Annotated in this window: 18 protein-coding genes and 2 tRNA genes; 16 read left to right on the top strand and 4 right to left on the bottom strand. The window is 50.3% G+C overall.

Going from position 1 to position 18,458, the window contains the following annotated elements:
- Positions 1-41: 41 nt before the first annotated feature.
- Positions 42-2,246, bottom strand: coding sequence for an LTA synthase family protein (locus ACYVUV_RS07510; protein ID WP_484499233.1), 2,205 nt, complete (start codon positions 2,244-2,246; stop codon positions 42-44).
- Between the two features lie 149 nt (positions 2,247-2,395).
- Here ACYVUV_RS07510 and ACYVUV_RS07505 point away from each other — a divergent pair, with 149 nt between their 5' ends.
- The 3 genes from ACYVUV_RS07505 to ACYVUV_RS07495 all read left to right on the top strand — a co-directional run bounded on the left by ACYVUV_RS07505 (position 2,396) and on the right by ACYVUV_RS07495 (position 6,215).
- Positions 2,396-3,022: a VanZ family protein gene (locus ACYVUV_RS07505; protein ID WP_439775786.1), complete on the top strand. Its 627-nt coding sequence runs from the start codon at positions 2,396-2,398 to the stop codon at positions 3,020-3,022.
- Positions 3,023-3,098: 76 nt separating this feature from the next.
- The gene (locus ACYVUV_RS07500) at positions 3,099-4,439 is read left to right on the top strand and encodes a glucose-6-phosphate isomerase (protein ID WP_439775785.1); all 1,341 of its coding nucleotides are present in this window, start codon (positions 3,099-3,101) and stop codon (positions 4,437-4,439) included.
- Between the two features lie 174 nt (positions 4,440-4,613).
- Complete coding sequence (locus tag ACYVUV_RS07495) at positions 4,614-6,215, top strand: peptide ABC transporter substrate-binding protein (protein WP_439775784.1); 1,602 nt, start codon at positions 4,614-4,616, stop codon at positions 6,213-6,215.
- A gap of 110 nt (positions 6,216-6,325) precedes the next feature.
- Here the strand turns inward: ACYVUV_RS07495 and ACYVUV_RS07490 are convergent.
- Together ACYVUV_RS07490 and ACYVUV_RS07485 are read right to left on the bottom strand one after the other, a co-directional pair.
- Positions 6,326-6,398: transfer RNA gene (locus ACYVUV_RS07490), tRNA-Gln, on the bottom strand.
- A gap of 5 nt (positions 6,399-6,403) precedes the next feature.
- Positions 6,404-6,475: transfer RNA gene (locus ACYVUV_RS07485), tRNA-Glu, on the bottom strand.
- A 170-nt stretch (positions 6,476-6,645) separates the two neighbouring features.
- Between ACYVUV_RS07485 and ACYVUV_RS07480 the strand changes: the two genes are divergently transcribed.
- The gene (locus ACYVUV_RS07480) at positions 6,646-7,650 is read left to right on the top strand and encodes a serine hydrolase domain-containing protein (protein ID WP_439775783.1); all 1,005 of its coding nucleotides are present in this window, start codon (positions 6,646-6,648) and stop codon (positions 7,648-7,650) included.
- 15 nt (positions 7,651-7,665) lie between these two features.
- Complete coding sequence (locus tag ACYVUV_RS07475) at positions 7,666-7,917, top strand: hypothetical protein (RefSeq protein ID WP_439775782.1); 252 nt, start codon at positions 7,666-7,668, stop codon at positions 7,915-7,917.
- Between the two features lie 86 nt (positions 7,918-8,003).
- Here ACYVUV_RS07475 and ACYVUV_RS07470 read toward each other — a convergent pair whose 3' ends face one another.
- Positions 8,004-9,359, bottom strand: coding sequence for a MurT ligase domain-containing protein (locus tag ACYVUV_RS07470; RefSeq protein ID WP_439775781.1), 1,356 nt, complete (start codon positions 9,357-9,359; stop codon positions 8,004-8,006).
- A 140-nt stretch (positions 9,360-9,499) separates the two neighbouring features.
- Between ACYVUV_RS07470 and ACYVUV_RS07465 the strand changes: the two genes are divergently transcribed.
- From ACYVUV_RS07465 to ACYVUV_RS07415, 11 genes are all read left to right on the top strand, one after another.
- The gene (locus ACYVUV_RS07465; protein ID WP_439775780.1) at positions 9,500-10,102 is read left to right on the top strand and encodes a thymidine kinase; all 603 of its coding nucleotides are present in this window, start codon (positions 9,500-9,502) and stop codon (positions 10,100-10,102) included.
- A 23-nt stretch (positions 10,103-10,125) separates the two neighbouring features.
- Positions 10,126-11,211: a peptide chain release factor 1 gene (gene prfA, locus ACYVUV_RS07460; protein WP_439775779.1), complete on the top strand. Its 1,086-nt coding sequence runs from the start codon at positions 10,126-10,128 to the stop codon at positions 11,209-11,211.
- Complete coding sequence (gene prmC / locus ACYVUV_RS07455; RefSeq protein WP_439775778.1) at positions 11,204-12,046, top strand: peptide chain release factor N(5)-glutamine methyltransferase; 843 nt, start codon at positions 11,204-11,206, stop codon at positions 12,044-12,046. The genes prfA and prmC overlap by 8 nt, the downstream gene beginning before the upstream one ends.
- Positions 12,046-13,041, top strand: coding sequence for an L-threonylcarbamoyladenylate synthase (locus ACYVUV_RS07450; protein WP_439775791.1), 996 nt, complete (start codon positions 12,046-12,048; stop codon positions 13,039-13,041). Before prmC ends, ACYVUV_RS07450 begins: the two co-directional genes overlap by 1 nt.
- Before the next feature lie 99 nt (positions 13,042-13,140).
- Positions 13,141-13,770 carry a uracil phosphoribosyltransferase gene (gene upp, locus ACYVUV_RS07445; RefSeq protein WP_002880062.1) on the top strand — a complete coding sequence of 210 codons (630 nt, stop codon included), beginning with the start codon at positions 13,141-13,143 and terminating at the stop codon, positions 13,768-13,770.
- 109 nt (positions 13,771-13,879) lie between these two features.
- Positions 13,880-14,599 (top strand): F0F1 ATP synthase subunit A, encoded by a 720-nt coding sequence (gene atpB / locus ACYVUV_RS07440; protein WP_270448249.1) that lies wholly within the window; start codon positions 13,880-13,882, stop codon positions 14,597-14,599.
- A gap of 18 nt (positions 14,600-14,617) precedes the next feature.
- The gene (gene atpE / locus ACYVUV_RS07435; RefSeq protein ID WP_412135881.1) at positions 14,618-14,845 is read left to right on the top strand and encodes a F0F1 ATP synthase subunit C; all 228 of its coding nucleotides are present in this window, start codon (positions 14,618-14,620) and stop codon (positions 14,843-14,845) included.
- A 49-nt stretch (positions 14,846-14,894) separates the two neighbouring features.
- Complete coding sequence (gene atpF, locus ACYVUV_RS07430) at positions 14,895-15,401, top strand: F0F1 ATP synthase subunit B (protein ID WP_439775777.1); 507 nt, start codon at positions 14,895-14,897, stop codon at positions 15,399-15,401.
- Entirely contained in the window at positions 15,401-15,943 is a 543-nt protein-coding gene (gene atpH / locus ACYVUV_RS07425) for an ATP synthase F1 subunit delta (protein WP_439775776.1), read from the top strand. Before atpF ends, atpH begins: the two co-directional genes overlap by 1 nt.
- Before the next feature lie 22 nt (positions 15,944-15,965).
- Positions 15,966-17,477, top strand: a complete 1,512-nt coding sequence (gene atpA, locus ACYVUV_RS07420; protein ID WP_439775775.1) for a F0F1 ATP synthase subunit alpha — start codon at positions 15,966-15,968, stop codon at positions 17,475-17,477.
- Between the two features lie 10 nt (positions 17,478-17,487).
- Positions 17,488-18,450, top strand: coding sequence for a F0F1 ATP synthase subunit gamma (locus tag ACYVUV_RS07415; RefSeq protein WP_439775774.1), 963 nt, complete (start codon positions 17,488-17,490; stop codon positions 18,448-18,450).
- The last annotated feature ends 8 nt before the right edge of the window (positions 18,451-18,458 follow it).

The following is an 18,458-nucleotide window of genomic DNA, read 5'->3' as shown; positions in this document are numbered from 1 at the left end:
CCGGCAAAGCCGGTAAGCTTTTTGCTTGTTCTGTTTTTGCTCTATTTAGTTTCCTTGTTGCTGGATTTACTTGAGCTGGATGAACTAGAAGTCATGCTCTCATTCGCGGAGCTGGACGAGGACAGAACGCTTTCCGGGATCTGGGTAATCTCGCTTTGCCGCTTGGCCAGTTCACTAGCATCAGTCTTGTAGAGCTTGCTGGTGTCGCCCTTTTGGCTGATGAGGGCTGTTGACTGCTTGCCCAGCTGCTCAATCAGGTCCATCATCTGCTGGTAATTAGTGCTGTAGTTGTAATCGCTTGGGATAACCGGGCTGAAACCCTTTGGCGTGTAATAGCGGAGCAGGTTCTTGTTGTTGAGGGTATCGGAATAAGACAGGGACTTTTTGCCATAAGCAGCCAGTTTCTTGACTTCGGCCTTTTGCTTTTTAGTCAGCTTGGTCAAAAGCTTGCCGCTGGCGGCATAGACATTGCCTTTGCTGGTCTTGCCCCCGATCAAGACATATTTTGGACTGATGACCGTCCCGTTTCTGAAGACGACGATCTGTTTGTGTTTAGCCGACAGAATGTCCGTGCCGAACTGGATGTATTGCTTGCTGGAAATGCCCAGCAGGTGGAGGATGGTTGGCAGGACGTCGATTTCACCGGCCAGGGTTGACTTGATCCCGCCCTTTAAGTTTGAAGCATGGATCATGAAAGGCACCTTCTGCATCTGAGCAGTGTTGTAGCTGGACCAGTTCTTTGGATCCTTGCCAATTAAAGGCGCAAGGGTGGTGTACTCTTCATTGCTCAAGCCGTAGTGGTCCCCGTAGATGACGATCATCGATTTATTGTAGAGGCCTGATTTTTTTAAGTAGGTGAAAAATTCCTTCAAGGCCTGGTCCAGGTAGTGGGCGGTCAAAAAGTAGTTGTTGATCGTCGCGTCGCTGGTTGAGCTGGTCTTGAAGTCCGGGTCTTGGTCAGCTGTATCCAGTTCAAAAGGCGTGTGGTTGGTAACCGTAATGAACTTGGCGTAAAAAGGCTGCTGCATTCTTTCCAGGTACTTGACGCTTTCAGCGAAGAGAAGCTTGTCTTTCAGCCCATAGCCGGCACTGTCCCCGCTTTCCTGGCTGAAGTAGTTCTTGTCAAAGAAGTAGTTGTAGCCCATGTTCTTGTAAACGTCGTTCCGGTTCCAAAAGCTGCCGACATTGCCGTGGAAAACAGCGGAAGTGTAGTTGCTGTTTGCCCGCAAGATCTGCGGGGCAGCTTGGAAGGTGTTGCTGGAGCCCAAAGAAGTGAAGAGTGACCCGTCGGAAATCCCATAGGTACTGGTTTCCAGCATGTTTTCCGCGTCACTGGTTCTGCCTAGGCCCACCTGGTGGTAGAAGTTGCTGTAAGACAGGGTATGTTTGTTTTTATACAGGGAATTGAGGAAGGGGGTGACTTCCTTGCCGTTGATCTTTAAGCCGATCAAGAACTGCTGGAAGCTCTCCAGGTGGATGATGATTACGTTTTTCCCTTTTTCTGCCCCAAAGTACGCGGAATTAGCTGGAGCATAGTTCTGCTGGGTAAAGTTGATGATCTTGTTCAATTCGCTGGTTGAGGCATTCTTGGTCACGGTGGAGCTGGATTCGTTCTTGACGGCATCATAAACCGTGAAGGCGTCAATACCCAGGTACTTGACCACGTAAGTCCGGTCAAAAGTGTTCTTGAGCAGGCGGGGCCGGTTGCATTCAGCCACCATCATGTTGAGGCCCAAAACGAAGAAGCCGAAGGACGTAATGGCAAAAGTCCTGGAAAAGCCGTATGACCGCTGGTCGATCTTGATTACTTTTACCGCCAGCAGGATGACGATGACGATCAGGTCCAGCCAGATTAAAATGTCGCTGGGGGCAAGAAGAGCCGCGCTGGACTTGCCTAGGCCCTGGGAGACCTTGCTGATGTTGGCCATGGTCTTAACCGTGATGAAGTCGGTAAACTGCCGGTAGTAAAGGACATTGGCAAACAAAAGCGCCGTGTTGGCAAAGTCAAGCGTCAGCATGGCGATGTAGGAGGCCAAAGGCTTGGAAAAGTAAAAGCCCAGACTGATCAAAATGATGCTCATGCCCAGGGGGCTGAACCACATGATGATGTGCTGGAGAGGATTGGCCAGGCCCAGATTGAAGTCGCAGTAGGCGACAAAGAGGTATTTCAGCCAGTAGCAGATGACCAGGAGGGCCAAAAAGCCAGTCCGGCTTTGAAATTTGCCGAGAAATTTGCTGTGTTTCAATTGTAGTTCTCCTTTAATAACTGTCTTAATTTTAAAGGTTGTGACAAAAATAGACAAACATTTCTCCAGAGTTATTGCTTTCTTAAAATTCTTCCCCCGGAAAAGCTTGTATAATTTAAGCAGACTCTAGTAGATTGGACCCAGTGAGCATGTTGTTTTTAGCACCTTTATACAATTATTTAGCCAGCCAGTACGCCACCAGGATCAATCACTTTGCCTTGATCAAGTTAACCCTGCAGGGCCTGGACAAGACGATTTTTTACTTCCTGCTCTTTGCTCTGGTCCGGGTCATCTGGCTCTTGGCTGTCCGTAAAAGGCGCGGGCTCTGGTCGGAATTTGGCCTCTGGCTTTTCGTCTTTTACTTTCTCCTGGTGCTGATGCTGACGACCTTCAGGTCTTCATATTTCCCTTGGGAACTGAATTTTCACTGGGACCGGCCTCTCAGCAACATCAACCTGGTCTTCATGAAGAATACCTGGAAACTGGTTTATGCCCAGAGCAAGGTCGACTTTTACTATAACTCCCTGGGCAATATCCTGGCCTTCGTGCCTTTCGGGGCCCTTTTGCCCAATTTGCTCCAAGTCAAGCACTGCTTTGGCCGGGTCTTTTTCCTGGGGGTCCTGGCGTCGGTGACGATCGAGATCCTGCAGTTTTTGCTCATGACAGGGGTCAGCGACATTGACGACGTCTTCTTCAATGCTTGCGGGGTCCTGCTGGGCTATGGGCTCTATTTTTTGCTAGGTCAAATTTGTGTAAAAAAACGCAATAAAAGCTAGCAATGAAAGGGCAACAATGATATTATTATCTTGTGAATGATTTATTTAACATTTTCTAGTGAGGAAGCATAAATCAATGAATAGTGTAGTAAGTTTTGACAGTAGTAAATTGACTCCTTTCGTTCACGAAAACGAACTGAAGGAAATGCAAGCAATGGTTAACGCCGCTGACAAGGAATTGCGCGAAGGCACTGGTGCCGGCAACGACTTCCGCGGCTGGCTGGATCTGCCGGTTGACTATGACAAGGACGAATTTGCCCGTATCAAGAAAGCAGCCAAGAAGATCCAAAGCGACTCCGACGTTTTGATCGGGATCGGGATCGGTGGCTCATACTTGGGTGCCCAAGCAGCCATTGAATTCTTGAACTCATCATTCTACATGGCTGAAAAGAGCGACTATCCTAAGGTTGTCTTCTGCGGCAACAGTCTGTCAGGCACTTACTTGTCAGACTTGATCAACTGGCTGGGCGACAAGGACTTCTCCTTGAACATCATCTCCAAGTCCGGTACCACCACTGAACCTTCAGTTGCCTTCCGGGTTTTGAAGGCCAAGCTGATTGAAAAGTACGGCAAGGAAGAAGCAGCCAAGCGTATCTACGCAACCACTGACCGCCAAAAGGGTGCCTTGAAGACTGAAGCTGACGCTGAAGGCTATGAAGAATTCGTAGTTCCAGATGATGTTGGTGGTCGTTTCAGCGTTTTGTCAGCTGTTGGCCTTTTGCCAATCGCTGCTGCCGGCTGCGATATCGACGCCTTGATGCAAGGTGCCGCTGACGCCCGGGCTGCTTACACTGACCCTGACGTAAGCAAGGACTCTCCTTACCAATACGCTGCCTTGAGAAACATCCTTTACCGCAAGGGCTTCACTACTGAACTTTTGGAAAACTACGAACCAAGCATCAGAATGTTTGGCGAATGGTGGAAGCAATTGATGGGTGAATCAGAAGGCAAGGACCAAAAGGGCATCTACCCGTCAAGCGCCAACTTCACGACCGACCTGCACTCACTTGGCCAATACATCCAAGAAGGCCGCCGGAACTTGATGGAAACTGTTGTCCGCGTTGCTGGCCCACGGGCTGACGTGGAAATTCCAAACGACGAAAGCAACCTGGACCAACTGAACTTCCTGGCCGGCAAGACTATGAACTACGTCAACGACCGCGCTTACGAAGGCGTTGTTTTGGCCCACACTGACGGCGGGGTTCCAGTTATGACTGTCAACATCGCTGACCAGAGCGAACACACTTTGGGCTACTTGATCTACTGGTTCGAATTGTCAGTTGCCATTTCCGGCTACCTGAACGGGATCAACCCATTCAACCAGCCAGGCGTTGAAGCCTACAAGCGCAACATGTTCGGCCTTTTGAACAAGCCAGGCTACGAAGACTTGCACGACGAATTGGCAAGCCGCCTGTAATTTTTCACAAATGAAATTAAGAAGAACAAGATCCGCGGATCTTGTTCTTTTTTTATGCAATTTACTGTTTTTTGCCTAAAAAAGATAAAAGAATCACATTAAGTGCTACAATTTAAGGGAAGCAAGCAGAGCATTGCTTATGTTACCGTTTTAGTAAGAGGGGGGTAAAGGAAGATGTCATCAAGAAAAATTGTCTTGACTGGACTTGCTTTAGCTGCTTTAACGTTAACAGCTTGCAGCAAGCAGGAAAGCAGTCAGAAGGAGCAGGATCTGAACTGGTCAGTCGGCGGGGAAATTACTACGATGGACCCGTCCAAGGCCACGGACGTGGTCAGTTTCAGCCAGATGATCAACTCCATGGAAGGACTCTACAGAAACAGCAAGGACGGGCAGAGCCCGGGCCTGGCTACCAGCGCCCAGGTTTCCAAGGACGGTTTGACTTACACTTTCAAGCTGCGCAAATCCCAGTGGAATGACGGCACGCCCGTAACTGCCCAGGACTTTGTCTATTCCTGGCGGCGGACCGTCAATCCCAAGACCGAGGCTGAGTATTCTTATCTTTTCTCCGGGATCAAGAATGCTGATGCCATTCAAAACGGCAAAAAGCCGGTTTCCAGCCTCGGTATTAAGGCTGAGGGCAAATATAAGCTGGTCGTCACTTTAGAGAAGCGGATGGCCTATTTCAAGGACCTCATGGCCTTTCCGGTCTTTTTCCCGCAGGAAGAAAAAGCTGTCAAAAAATACGGGGACAAGTACGGGACGGCTTCCAAGTACATGGCTTATAACGGGCCATTTGTCCAAAAGGGCTGGACGGGGTCCAACCTGTCCTGGAAACTGGTCAAGAACCCGGACTACTGGGACAAGCAGAGCGTCAAGCTTGACCAGATCAGCTTCACGGTCAACAAGACGGCGACTACCGCCTACAACCTCTACCAGTCAAACAAGATCGATGCCCTGGGCCTGGACTCTAATTTGACCAAGCAGTTCAAAGGCAAGAAGAACTACTACAGCCTCTCTAACGGGGGGACCTACTACCTGGAGCTTAACGAAAAGAACCAGGTTCTGGCCAACAGCAACATCCGCAAGGCCATCTCCCTGGCCATCAACCGGGAGAACCTGATCCGGATACTGGGCGGCAACAACCAAGTGGCCAATACCTACACGGCCAAGGGCTTGACTGAATATGACGGGGAAGACTACACCAGCATGATTTCTTCATCCGCCAAAGACCTCTACAAGTACCAGCCAAGCAAGGCCAAGGAATATTGGCAAAAGGGCTTGAGTGAGCTTGGCAAGTCCAGCTTGACCTTGAACCTTTTGACTAGTGACAGCGACGGGGGCAAGAAGACTGGCGAAGCCCTGCAGAGCATGCTGGAAACCCAGCTGCCAGGGCTGAAATTGACGGTTACCAGTGTTCCGTTTAAGACCCGTTTGGCCCGGCGGGAATCCGGCCAGTTCCAGATCTGCGGGTCAGACTGGATTGCTGACTTCGGTGACCCGATTTCCTTCCTGGAACTTTTGACCAGCAAGAACAGCTCTAATTACGGCTCCTGGAAAAACAGCCAGTATGACAAGCTGATCGCGGCTTCCAAGAACACCAATGACCAGGAAAAACGGCTTAAGGACATGAGCGAAGCTGAAAGCATCCTGCTTGATGATGCCGGCGTCATCCCGCTTTACTACGAAGACGATGCCTGGCTGATCCGGTCAAACGCCAAGGGCTGGATCTGCAAGCGGAGCGAGTGGAATTTCAAGGAAGCCTACGTGACTAAGTAAAGAAAATTGAACAGGTAAAAAAGTGCTAGACCAGATCTAGCACTTTTTCATTTGCTCTGAAAAGGACAAGAAAAAAGGCAAGCTCCAGAGGAACTTGCCTTTCGGTATTATTGCGATGTCCGGGCTCGAACCGGAACATTATGGATTCAGAGTCCACTGCCTTACCAATTTGGCTACATCGCAGTAAATCACCCGTACGAGAATTGAACTCATGACTCCACCTTGAGAGGGTAGCGTCTTAACCACTTGACCAACGGGCGAAGTTTGTGTTCGAATTACCGACATTCATTATTATGCTTTCTTTGCAAGAAAAAGTCAAGGCTTCCAGCAAAAAAAGTCTTAAATATTTTCAAGCTGACTTGGAAAGGGTGAAAACTGCCGTATAATAGAGCTAATTGCCCGCACGGGCCTTTTAGAAAGGAGTCGCCGCTTGCTTAATTTTCCTAAAACCCAGTTGCTGATTGAAAGCCTGGTTTCTGAAAGAATTGTTCCCGGAGTCAACTACGCCCTCTTAAAAGGGGAGCAGGTTTTTGCCTCGACTTTGGGCTTTGCCAGCATCTATCCAACCAAAAGCCAGCTGAGCCCCTTTGCCTACTATGACTTAGCCAGCTGCACCAAGGTCTTGGCCACGACCGCCGCTTTTTTGCAGCTGAGAGAAGAGGGAAAGGTTGACTTTGCTGACCCCTTGCAAAAATACGTGCCGGAATTCAAGGACAGCCGGGTCCGCCTGAGCCACCTTTTGACCCACACATCCGGCATCCGGGGCTGGATTGAAAACCGGAATGCCTTGTCCGGTTCGGACTTGATGAAGGCGATCGTGGGCTTGCCGGTGACCAGCGAATTTAACCGGGTCGTCCGCTACGCTGACACCAACTTTGTCCTCTTAGGACTGGTTTTAGAGCGGATTACGGGCAAAGCGGTCCAGGATTTGGCCAGTGAGCGGATTTTTCAGCCAGCTGGCTTAACTGAAACGACCTTTGCCCCGCCAAAAGACGAGTGCGTGCCAACGGAATTAGTTGACGGCCAGGTCATTCAGGGCTTCGTCCATGATCCCAAGGGCCAGCAATTAGGCCGGCGGTGCGGGTCAGCTGGCCTTTTCAGCACCGTCAGCGACCTGGTCAAAATGGGGCAGGGCTACATGGGGGTCAGTGACCTTTTGCCATTAAAGAAAGAGACAATCCAGGACCTCTACCAGGTCAAGACGCCGGCCGGCCTGAAAGCCCGGTCCTGGGGCTGGAACCTGGTCTTTGACCCTAAGGAAAACTATCCCATCATCTACCATACCGGTTTTACCGGCACCTTGGTCTTGTTTGACCAGGTCAAGCAGTCCGGCTTGATTCTTCTGACCAACCGGGTCCACCCCTCCCGGCACAACCAGATCTTTTTGACCATGCGCAGCCGGATCATCAACGCTTTTTTGCAGGAAAACCGCTAGAAAGAGGACCAACACATGAAATTGAGCAATAAGCAAAAGGGCTGGCTGCTTTTAGCCGTTTACGGCCTGGTTATCATCATCCTGGGCCGCGTGAACAGCCGGATGTCGCCCTATTATGCCATCACCGCGATCGCGGCATTCGCCGTAGCCCTAATCGAAGGTTTGCTTTTTGCCTTCAGTAAAAACGCGACCTACAAGGCAGTGACCTTTTTTGCCGGCTTGGTTGCCTTGATCAATGTAGTCGCCGTCTTGACTACGGCAATCTAAAAAATCCCGCGGCTGACCGCGGGATTTTTAATTTGCTTTTTTATTCTTTTGTCTTTTTCTTTTTTGCCTTACTTGTCCTGTTTATGCTAGTTGATTCTTCTCTTCAAGACGCCTTTTTCAGCAAAGACCTGCCGCAGGTGCAGCATGGCCGTGTAGGTTGAAAGAATGTAGATCTTGTCGGTCGGCGTCTTTTCAAAAGCGGCCGGCAGCTGGTCAAAGTCACTTTCAATGACCAGCTTGTCCGGGTCAAAGCCGGCAACTTCCAGGCGGAAGGCCATGTCTTTATGCCGCTCGCCGCCGACGATGACCTGGTCGATCTTGGACCGGTCCAGGCTTTCAAAGTTCCCGTCCCAGATCCAGCTGGTGTCGATGCCGTCAGCGTGGTGGGCGTTTAAGAGGGCAGCCAGGCTGTAGTGATCCTTTTCCGTGTCCAGCAGGCTGAGGACTTCGTTTAAGCCAACCGGGTTCTTGACCAGGATGATGTTGATCTGCTTGCCCTGGTAGTGGATCAGTTCCTGGCGGCCGAAGATGCGCTTGTTTTTGGCAAAAGCCGCCGCGATTTCATTGGCGGAAACGCCGAATTCTCTGGCACAGGCAAAGGCAGCCAGGGCGTTGTAGATGTTGTAGGTGCCGCCGATGTTGATGGCGAATTCCTTGCCTTCGATGGTGAACTTGATCCGGCTTGGGGTCTGCTCACTGATCTTTTCCAGCTTGTAGGTTAAGTCCGGCCGCTTGTAGCCGCAGTTCGGACAGAAGAAGTCGCCTAAGTTGGCATAGGAAATTGCGTGGTAGTGCAGGATCTGATTGCACTTAGGGCAGAGGACCCCGTCAGTGTTGACGGCGGCCTTGAGGTCGTTTTGCGGCTGGTCCTGGTCAGTTTCAAAGCCAAAGAAGACTTTTGGATTCGGCAGGTCGACCGAAGAGAAGATGCTGGCGTCACCATTAGCGATGATGGTGGCCTCAGGTGCCAGCTTGATGCCGTCGACGATCTTTTCATAGGTCGTGTAGATTTCCCCGTAGCGGTCCATCTGGTCTCTGAAAATGTTGGTCAAGACAAAGGCCTTGGGGTGGACTAACTGGGTTACGGCCTTGACGTTGGCTTCGTCAACTTCCAAAACTGCAAGTTTCCGGCTGACTTTTTTCTGGCCATGGGCCAAAAAGGCGGTTACGATCCCCTGGGCCATGTTGGAGCCGGACGGGTTGGTCAAAATGTCGCCGTATTTTTCCTTCAAAGTCTGGGTGATAAGGGCCGTGGTCATGGTCTTGCCGTTGGTCCCGGTGACGATGATAGTTTCATAGTCCCTGCCCAGCTGCTCAAGGACGTTTGGGTCAAGCTTCATGGCCAGCTTGCCGGGGAAGCTGGTCCCGCCCTTTAAGACATTGTGCAGGAACCAGTAAGAGGACTTGCCGGCAAAAGTTGCGATGTTGGATTTAAAACTCATGATTAACTTCCTATTCTGCATTAAAACTATGATAAATCTTACCATAAGACGGAAAGTTTAGCGGCTAAAATGCGACGCTTTTAAACTTTTGCAAAATACACTATACTTATTTGAGCGAGATTAATACAAAGGTGGAGAATATGGCACAGTTTTTTTTCGAATACGGAGCGATGGGCAGCGGCAAGACGATTGAAATTTTGAAGGTTGCTCACAACTACGAGATTCAAGGACGCAAGGTGGCTTTATTGACCAGCAGCGTTGACACCCGGTCCGGCCGCGGCGTGGTGGCTTCCCGGATCGGGCTCAGCCGCAGCGCCCGGCCAATTGAGCCGGACCTGGACCTCTTTGAATACATCGCGGCTTTGAACCAGCAAGAGCAGGAAGCGGACGGCCATCCTTTGGCGGCGGTCTTGATTGATGAGGCCCAGTTTTTAAAAAAGGACCAGGTTATCCAGTGCGCCAAGGTTGTTGATGACCTGCACATCCCGGTGATGGCTTTTGGCCTAAAGAATGATTTTCAGAATCATCTTTTTGAAGGCAGTGAGTATCTTTTGCTTTATGCTGATAAAATAGAAGAGATGAAGACGATTTGCCACTTTTGCGGGCACAAGGCAACCATGGCCCTGCGCTACAAGGACGGTTTGCCCGTCTATGAGGGCGAGCAGGTGCAGATTGGCGGCGACGAGGCTTACTACCCGGTCTGCCGCTTCCACTATTTCCACCCCGATCAGGCAAGAGACTAGTTTTTATTGGAAGGATTGATTAAATGGACAATGTAATGGCACAGCTGGAAAGCTTGGAAGTGCGCTATGAAGAAATTCAGGAAATGATGGCGGACCCGGAAGTCATCGCTGACACCAAGCGCTACATGGAAATTACCAAGGAAGAAGCTGACATGCGGGAAGTCGTGCAGAAGTTCCGCAAGTTCAAGGCCGACAAGGAAGAAATCGCCGGCAACAAGGAAATCATCGCTGATGGTTCAGACGCTGAGCTGGTTGAGATGGCCAAGATGGAAAACTCTGAGCTGGAAGACGAAATCAGCAAGCTGGAAGACGAAATCAAGATTTTGATGCTGCCAAAGGACCCTAACGACGACAAGGACATCATCATGGAAATCCGGGGGGCAGCCGGCGGGGATGAAGCTTCCCTGTTCGCGGGCGACCTTTTAAGAATGTATGAAAAGTACGCTGAAAACCAAGGCTGGAACGTCTCTATTGTCGACAGCGAACAAACTGAGGTTGGCGGCTACAAGCGGGTGGCCATCATGATTACTGGCAGCAAGGTCTACTCCAAGCTGAAGTATGAAAACGGGGCCCACCGGGTGCAGCGGATCCCAGTAACCGAATCAGCCGGCCGGGTGCACACTTCAACCGCCACTGTTGCCGTCATGCCAGAATATGAACAAGTTGACATCGACCTTGATCCAAAGGACATCCGGGTAGACGTCTACCGGTCATCCGGTGCCGGCGGCCAGCACATCAACAAGACTTCCAGTGCCGTCAGAATGACCCACCTGCCAACTGGCATCGTGGTGGCTATGCAGGACCAGCGGTCCCAGCAGCAAAACCGGGCCAAGGCCATGGAAATCCTGAAATCCCGGGTTTACGACTACTACGAAAGCCAGAACCGGGACAAGTACGACGCCAAGCGTAAGAACGCCGTCGGCACTGGTGACCGGTCTGAAAGAATCAGAACCTACAACTACCCGCAAAACCGGGTGACTGATCACCGGATCGGTCTGACCTTGAACAAGCTGGACCGGATCATGAACGGGGAGCTGGACGAAATCATCGATGCTTTGACGGTTTACTACCAAACCAAGCAATTAGAGGAGCTGGCTGAAAATGCCTAAGAGTTTACGAGAAATGCGGATTGAGGCCAGTGAACTGGCTGAAAGCGCCCGGAGCGAGGAAATCGACTTTCTTCTGGCTGAGCGTCTGGGGATGACGCCGAGCGAATACCAACTTAAGCAGGACCGGGAATTGACTGACGCTGAAGTCAAGCAGGCCAGAAAAGACATGAAGCGCCTGGCTAAAGGGGATTCGCCCCAGTACATCCTGGGCTATGCCTGGTTTTTAGGCTACCGCCTGCGGGTTGCTAAAGGCGTGCTCATTCCCCGCTTTGAAACTGAAGAACTGGTTGAATGGGCCCTGGAGCACTTAAAAGATGGCGACACCGTTCTGGACCTGGGGACCGGGTCAGGCAATATTACCGTGGCCCTGGCTAAAGAAGCCGAAGGCAAGGGGATTAAGGACCTGCATTTTTACGCCAGCGACATTAAGGACACGCCTCTTAGAATCAGCGAAGAGAACTTTTTGGACTACGGCCTGGACGTAACCACCCGCAAGGCCAACGTTTTGCTGGGCCTGGGCAAGTTTGACCTGATCATTTCCAACCCGCCTTACATCAAGCCAAGTGAAAAGAACGTGATGGACAAGAGCGTTCTGGCCAATGAACCAGAAGAAGCCCTGTTTGGCGGCCAGGACGGCCTGGCCTTTTACCGGAAGTTTGCTGAAGAAGTCAGAGACCACTTGAATCCAGGCGGCCGCTTCTTCATGGAATTTGGCTTCAGCGAGGAAGATGAGCTGAAGGCTCTGTTTGCCGAAAAATTGCCGGACTTCAAGGTGGAATTCCGCCGCGACATGGCCGGCAAGCCGCGGATGCTGTTTGGGGAGTGGCAGAAATGATGGAAACCAAGATTTTTAAACGGGAACAATTGGATGAAGCAGCCCGCCTGCTCAGCCAAGGGGAGCTAGTTGCCTTTCCAACCGAAACTGTCTACGGTCTGGGGGCTTTGGCCACCCGGGATGATTCAGTCAAGAAGGTCTACGCGGCCAAGGGCCGGCCCAGTGACAACCCCTTGATCGTGACCGTAGCTGACGAAGCCATGATGCGGCCTTATGCTAAGGAAGTGCCGGAGCGGGCAGAGAAGTTGATCAAGCACTTCTGGCCAGGTCCCTTGACTATCCTGCTTTTAGCTAAAGAAGGGGCCCTGCCGGAATCTGTAACTGGGGGCCTGCCAACGGTTGCCTTCCGCTGCCCGGACGATCAGCTGACCCATGACTTGATTGCCAAGCTTGGCTACCCGATCGTCGGGCCTTCGGCCAACACTTCAACCAAGCCGAGCCCGACTACTGCTCAGCATGTTTATCATGACTTAAAGGGCAAGATTGCCGGGATCGTCGATGGGGGTGAGACTGAAGTGGGCCTGGAATCAACTATCGTTGACTTGTCAGTTACCCCAGCGGTCGTTTTGCGGCCGGGCAAGATTACCCCAGAAGAAATCAGCCAGGTCTTAGGCGAAGAAGTCTTGATCAACCGGGGCCAGGTAAGCGACAAGGAAGTGCCGAAGGCGCCGGGGATGAAGTACCGCCACTACGCGCCAAGTGCCCAGGTTTACGTGGTTGACCAGGCGGAAACTTTTGCCAAGCTGGACCTGGATGCTTCTTGCGGGGTTATGGCAAGCAGTGACCTTTTAGAGGAATTGCCCCTGCCTGCAGAAAATAAATTCAATTTAGGCAAAAATCTGACCGAGGCTGACCACAACCTATTTGCCGGCCTCCGCTATTTTGACGACCGGTCAGAAATTAAAACTATTTATGTAGAGGGCTTTGAACAAGGAGAGGAAAGCCTGGCCTACATGAACCGGTTAAACAAGGCTGCTGGCGGCCATCATGTCTAACCTGTACAATTCACGGCTTTTAAAAAAGAAATGGCTTTAAACCATTTCTTTTTTTATTTATAATAGAGATGACATGGTATTTTTGAATGGAGGAACTATATGGGAAAGTTCACTGTGTTAAACCATCCATTGATCCAGCACAAGCTGACGATTATTCGCCGCAAGGAAACTGGATCAAATGAATTTCGGAGAATCGTTGGCGAAATCGCCGGTCTGATGACCTACGAAATCACCCGCGACCTGCCTTTGCAAGACGTTGAAATCGAAACGCCAATGGGCAAGACGGTGCAAAAGGAACTGGCCGGCAAGAAATTGACCATCGTGCCAATCCTGCGGGCCGGCATGGGCATGGTCAACGGGGTTTTGGAAATGATTCCGTCAGCCAAGGTCGGCGTCGTTGGCATGTACCGCGATGAAGAAACCTTGAAGCCGGTAGAATACTTCTTCAAGGTTCCTAAGGACGTTACGGAACGTGAATGCCTGGTCGTTGACCCGATGCTGGCTACTGGCGGTTCCGCCAACCTGGCCATCGAAGCCTTGAAGAAGCGGGGCGTGACTGACATCAAGCTGGCTGTCCTGGTTGCTGCTCCAGAAGGCGTCAAGGCCGTGCAAGACGAGCACCCGGACGTTGACATCTATGCGGCTGCCCTTGACGACAAGCTGCTGCCAAATGGCTACATCTTCCCAGGCCTGGGGGATGCAGGTGACCGGATCTTCGGGACTAAATAATTAAAAAATCGCCAATAAAAGCGATTGCAAAAGTTCCAATTCATTTTTATTGGTGTACAATAAATGACGTGTTCGAAGAATTCAACACAAGAAGGGAGGTCACGAAGAATTGGAGAAATCACTTGTCTTCAATATTAACGGTACCGGACTGAATGTCGACATGGTTGGCATTATCGGTTCGACCTTGATGGCAATTGTGGTTTTTGCCATTTGTTACGCTCTTTCACGTAAAGTTGAAATGAAACCGAACAAGAAACAAAATGTCCTGGAATACCTGATCGATTTTACCGACGGGATTGTCAAGGACAACGTCGAAGACCCGGCTGCGCAAAAACATCTGTCTCTTTACGCCTTTGTTTTGTTCCTTTTCATCTTCTGCATGAATCAACTAGGGTTGTTCTTGGAAGTGAAAGTCGGTGACTATATGGTCATCAAATCACCAACTGCTGATCCAGTGACGACGATGTCGTTCGCGATGATGACCTTGCTTCTGTCATTTACCTTCGGGATTCAGAAATTTGGCACTAAGGGCTACCTGCAGAACTATGCACGTCCTGTTGGTTTCCTTTTGCCGATTAACATCATTGAAGAATTTACCAACTTCTTGACGTTATCACTGCGTCTCTACGGTAATATCTTTGCGGGTGAAGTCCTGCTGACCCTGATCGGGAACCAGCTGGGGCCAAGCATGGGGATTGTAACCAGAATCCTGGCTGCGCCGCTCGCAATGATCTGGCAAGGTTTCTCTGTCTTCATTGGCTCTATCCAGGCGTATGTTTTTGTAACTCTTTCTATGGTTTATATTGGCAAGAAGGTTACACAAGAATAATTTTTCGGAGGTTTTATTATGACTACAGGTTTAAAGGATTTAGCTGCTGCACTTGTTGCTGGTATCGCTGCTTTGGCTGCTTCATGGGGGAACGGTAAGGTTATCTCAAAGACGATCGAAAGCATCGCCCGCCAACCAGAAAGTGCTGGTAACTTGAGATCAACCATGTTCATCGGTGTTGGTTTGATCGAAGCCGTTCCAATCCTGGCTATCGTTATCGCTTTCTTGATTTTGTTCCTTAATTAATCAGACGTTAATTTACATTAGTTACTAAATTGAGAGAGAAGGATTGTCGATGGAATTTCAACCAGTATTCGCCGGCGCTGAAATCTCAATCATTAATACCCTTTGGTATTTAATCGTATTCAGCATCCTTTTGCTGGCCGTCAAGCACTATGCTTGGGGCCCGGTAAAGGACATGATGGAGAAGCGCCGTCAGAAAGTCATTGATGACTTGGATCAAGCTGCCAGCGACCGTAAGAAGGCTGAAACTTTGGCCAATGAACGGGAAGCAGCCTTGAAGAATTCAAGACAAGAAGCAACCCAGATTCTCTCCGATGCCAAGAGTAATGCGCAAAAGACCGGCAAGCAAATCGTCAGCGAAGCCAACGATGAAGCTTCCGCTATCCGGGAAAAGGCCAAGGCTGATGCAGCTCAAGCGAAGACTGACGCCTTGAACGAAGCCCGCGACGAAGTTGCTGATCTTTCTGTGACGATTGCGGAAAAGGTAATTGCTAAGAACTTATCTGCTGCTGATCAAAAAGATTTAGTTGATCAGTTCATTAAGGGGTTGAACGATTAATGGCCTTAAGTAGAGAAGAAACGGCAAGACGCTACGGAACGGCGATCTTTGATTTTGCCAAAGACAGCGGCAAGACAGAGCTCATGTTCAGCGAACTGACTGAATTGAAGCAGGCAGTTCAAGCAGAGCCCCGTTTTGTCCAGGTTCTGAGCAATCCTGTTTTGGACGCCAAGCAAAAGAAGAATCTTTTGACGGCGGTTGAACAGGGCTTTTCTGCAGAGCTTCAAGAAGTTCTGAACTTCTTGCTTAGCTATGATCGTTTTGACAACTTGGTTGACATCATTGATTACTACATTCACCTGTACAATGTTGCCAACCACATCGGAACGGGTGTCGCTAAGACTGCAGTGAAGCTAGATGAAGATCAGCTGCAGCGCCTTGCAGACAGCTATGCCAAGAAGTATGGCTTGCAGGCACTTCATCTTGAAAATGAAGTTGATCCAGAAATTATCGGCGGCGTGGTCCTTGAGGTTGAAGGCCGCGTGATCGATGGCTCAGTAAAGCATCGATTGGAGAAAATCCGCGCCGTATTAACAAAGTAAGTATTATAAAGAGGTGAAACCATTGAGCATTAAAGCGGAAGAAATCAGCTCTTTAATCAAGCAGCAACTTGAACACTACGACGATAAGCTGGACATCGATGAAGTCGGTGTCGTAACTTACGTCGGCGATGGTATCGCCCGCGCTCACGGCTTGAACAATGTCTTGTCAAGTGAGCTTTTGCAGTTCGACAATGGTGCCTACGGTATCGCCCAAAACTTGGAAAGCAATGATGTTGGTATCATCATTCTGGGCAAGTTTGACGACATCCGCGAAGGCGACCGCGTCAAGCGAACTGGCCGGATTATGGAAGTTCCAGTTGGGGATGCTTTGATTGGACGGGTTGTGAATCCACTGGGCCAGCCAGTTGACGGCTTAGGTGAAATTAAGACTGACAAGACTCGGCCGATCGAGTCCAAGGCGCCAGGCGTTATGCAGCGGCAGTCAGTCAACCAGCCTTTGCAAACTGGTATCAAGGCAATTGATGCGCTGGTGCCAATTGGCCGTGGTCAGCGTGAGCTGGTTATCGGTGACCGTAAGACTGGTAAGACCAGTTTAGCGATCGACACCATTTTGAACCAAAAAGGGCAAGACGTAATTTGTATTTACGTCTCAATTGGTCAAAAGGAATCAACTGTCAGAGCACAAGTTGAAACCTTGAAGAAGCTGGGGGCGATGGACTACACCATCGTCGTTGAAGCTGGTCCGTCAGAACCAGCGCCAATGCTTTACATTGCGCCATATTCCGGGACCGCGATGGGTGAAGAATTTATGTACGCCGGCAAGGACGTCCTGGTTGTCTTCGACGACTTGTCCAAGCAGGCTGTTGCCTACCGTGAACTTTCCCTGCTGCTTCGTCGGCCGCCTGGCCGTGAAGCCTACCCAGGTGACGTCTTCTACCTGCACTCACGTTTGTTGGAACGGAGTGCTAAATTGAGCAAGGAACTGGGCGGTGGCTCACTGACTGCTCTGCCATTCATTCAGACTGAAGCCGGGGACATCTCCGCCTACATTCCAACCAACGTTATTTCCATCACTGACGGACAGATCTTCTTGCAAAGTGACCTGTTCTTCTCAGGCACGCGCCCAGCCATCGACGCCGGGGCTTCTGTTTCCCGTGTCGGCGGGGCCGCGCAGATCCCAGCCATGAAGAAGGTTGCCGGTACTTTGCGGACCGACCTGGCTTCATACCGGGAACTGGAAAGCTTTGCCCAGTTCGGCAGTGACCTGGACCAAGCAACGCAAGCCAAGCTGGCCCGCGGCCGGCGGACCGTCGAAGTTTTGAAGCAGCCGCTGCACAAGCCGGTTGCCGTTGAAAAGCAGGTTGTCCTGCTTTACGCTTTGACGCATGGCTTTATGGACGCGGTACCAGTCGATGATATTGCTCGCTTTGAACAAGAACTTTACACCGACTTTGACGCCAACCATGCTGATCTGTTAGCTGAAATCAAGTCAACTGGCAAATTGCCAGATGAAAACAAGCTTCAAGAAGCTATTCAACAATTTGCATCCAGCTTTTCATCAAGTAACAAATAGGAGGTAGACTATGCCTGCATCTTTACTTGAATTGAAGAAGAGAATTGCTTCTGTCAAGCAAACGAGTAAGATTACTGAAGCCATGCACATGGTTTCAGCAGCTAAACTGAATCAGACTGAAAAAAGAGACAAGGGCTACCAGGAATACAACCAGCTGCTCCACCAAACCGTGTCGCGGCTGATGAGTGCCAGCGTGATCAATCACTTGAACAAGGCCAACTACCGCCTGACGCAAGACAACATTGACTCCATCGACTACGATGACGTCTTTGGGATGGGGATCATTTCTGACATGATCAAGCCACGGGCTGAAGTTCATTCCGTTGGCTACCTGGTAGTTACCGGTGACCGTGGTCTGGTCGGCTCCTACAACAGCTCAGTCATTAAGCAGATGATGGGCCTGGTAGCCGACGACAAGCTGCAGGGCAGAGAGTCCAAGATCCTGTCAATCGGCAGCGTCGGCTCCCAGTTCTTCAAGAAGAACAACTTGAACGTTGTCTATGAAAAAGACGGCGTTTCAGACGTGCCGACTTTCAAGGAAACCCTGCCAATCGTTTCAACGGCGATCAAGATGTACTTGAACGGCGTTTATGATGAACTGTACGTTTGCTACACCCACCACGTGAATTCTTTGTCTTCAGCCTTCCGGGCCGAAAAGATGCTGCCGATCGTCGACCTTGACATCGACACCGCGGAAGCCAAGGAAAGCAAGAAGATTGAATTTGAAGTTGCCCCTGACATTGACAGCGTTTTGGCAACCTTGCTGCCGCAATTCGCGCGGGCGGAAATCTATGGTGCCATTTTGGACGCCAAGACTGCCGAACACGCAAGTTCTATGACAGCCATGAAGAGTGCCACGGACAATGCCAAGGACCTTGTTTCTAGTCTTAGTTTGCAAATGAACCGTGCAAGACAAGCACAAATCACTACTGAATTGACTGAAATCGTCAGTGGTGCGAATGCACTTGAATAAGAGAAAAG

It is taken from the genome of Lactobacillus sp. WILCCON 0149 (genome assembly GCF_057197965.1).
Note: the sequence above shows the minus strand (reverse complement) of the source record. Positions and strands in the feature narration are given on the sequence as shown.

Coding starts and splice junctions, on each gene's coding strand:
- ACYVUV_RS07505 (WP_439775786.1), top strand. CDS start 2,396: ATGTTGTTTTTAGCACCTTTATACAATTATTTAGCCAGCCAGTACGCC.
- ACYVUV_RS07500 (WP_439775785.1), top strand. CDS start 3,099: ATGAATAGTGTAGTAAGTTTTGACAGTAGTAAATTGACTCCTTTCGTT.
- ACYVUV_RS07495 (WP_439775784.1), top strand. CDS start 4,614: ATGTCATCAAGAAAAATTGTCTTGACTGGACTTGCTTTAGCTGCTTTA.
- ACYVUV_RS07475 (WP_439775782.1), top strand. CDS start 7,666: ATGAAATTGAGCAATAAGCAAAAGGGCTGGCTGCTTTTAGCCGTTTAC.
- ACYVUV_RS07470 (WP_439775781.1), bottom strand. CDS start 9,359: ATGAGTTTTAAATCCAACATCGCAACTTTTGCCGGCAAGTCCTCTTAC.
- ACYVUV_RS07465 (WP_439775780.1), top strand. CDS start 9,500: ATGGCACAGTTTTTTTTCGAATACGGAGCGATGGGCAGCGGCAAGACG.
- prfA (WP_439775779.1), top strand. CDS start 10,126: ATGGACAATGTAATGGCACAGCTGGAAAGCTTGGAAGTGCGCTATGAA.
- prmC (WP_439775778.1), top strand. CDS start 11,204: ATGCCTAAGAGTTTACGAGAAATGCGGATTGAGGCCAGTGAACTGGCT.
- ACYVUV_RS07450 (WP_439775791.1), top strand. CDS start 12,046: ATGGAAACCAAGATTTTTAAACGGGAACAATTGGATGAAGCAGCCCGC.
- upp (WP_002880062.1), top strand. CDS start 13,141: ATGGGAAAGTTCACTGTGTTAAACCATCCATTGATCCAGCACAAGCTG.
- atpE (WP_412135881.1), top strand. CDS start 14,618: ATGACTACAGGTTTAAAGGATTTAGCTGCTGCACTTGTTGCTGGTATC.
- atpF (WP_439775777.1), top strand. CDS start 14,895: ATGGAATTTCAACCAGTATTCGCCGGCGCTGAAATCTCAATCATTAAT.
- atpH (WP_439775776.1), top strand. CDS start 15,401: ATGGCCTTAAGTAGAGAAGAAACGGCAAGACGCTACGGAACGGCGATC.
- ACYVUV_RS07415 (WP_439775774.1), top strand. CDS start 17,488: ATGCCTGCATCTTTACTTGAATTGAAGAAGAGAATTGCTTCTGTCAAG.